The following is an 831-nucleotide window of genomic DNA, read 5'->3' as shown; positions in this document are numbered from 1 at the left end:
TAACTCGGGCGCAGAAGCAAACGAAGCGGCACTGAAATTAGCACGCCGTTACGCGGCAGATGTTCATGGCCCTGAAAAATCAGAAATCATCGCATTTAAACAAGGTTTCCACGGTCGTACATTCTTTACTGTGACGGTTGGCGGTCAAGCGGCTTACTCAGACGGTTTTGGTCCTAAGCCAGGCGATGTTACGCACTTACCATACAACGATATCGAAGCACTTCAAGCACACATGTCAGATCGCACATGTGCAGTTATGATGGAGCCGCTACAAGGCGAAGGAGGCATCGTGCCACCAACTCCGGAATTTGCCCAAGCAGTACGTGAACTGTGTGACTAGCACAACGCGCTACTTATCTTTGATGAAGTTCAAACGGGTAACGGACGTACGGGTCATTTCTATGCTTACCAAGGTCTAGGCATCACGCCAGACATTCTAAGCACAGCGAAATCACTGGGTGGTGGTTTCCCTATCGGTGCAATGTTAACAACAGCAAAACTGGCTGAGCATCTGAAAGTGGGCACTCACGGTTCAACATACGGTGGTAACCCATTGGCATGTGCAGTGGCAGAAGCGGTCGTTAACGAAGTGACAAAACCAGAAGTGCTTGCTGGTGTTTTAGAGCGCGAAGCGCTGTTCCGCGCAGGTCTAGAAAAGATCAATGCGAAGTACAACCTATTCTCTGAAGTTCGTGGCAAAGGTCTATTGCTAGGCGCTGCGCTGAATGAAGAGTGGCAAGGCCGTGCACGTGATGTGCTGGTTGCTGCAGGTAAACAAGGTCTCATGGTATTGGTTGCGGGTGCCAATGTCGTACGTTTCACACCATCACT

At 50.1% G+C, this 831-nt stretch carries 1 pseudogene; it reads left to right on the top strand.

Going from position 1 to position 831, the window contains the following annotated elements:
- Nucleotides 1-831: pseudogene (locus tag R7R24_RS25815) on the top strand (aminotransferase class III-fold pyridoxal phosphate-dependent enzyme); the annotation flags it as partial.

The organism is Vibrio sp. 704 (genome assembly GCF_033339295.1).
The sequence above is the reverse complement of the archived record's forward strand: the minus strand, read 5'-3'. Positions and strand labels throughout refer to the sequence as shown.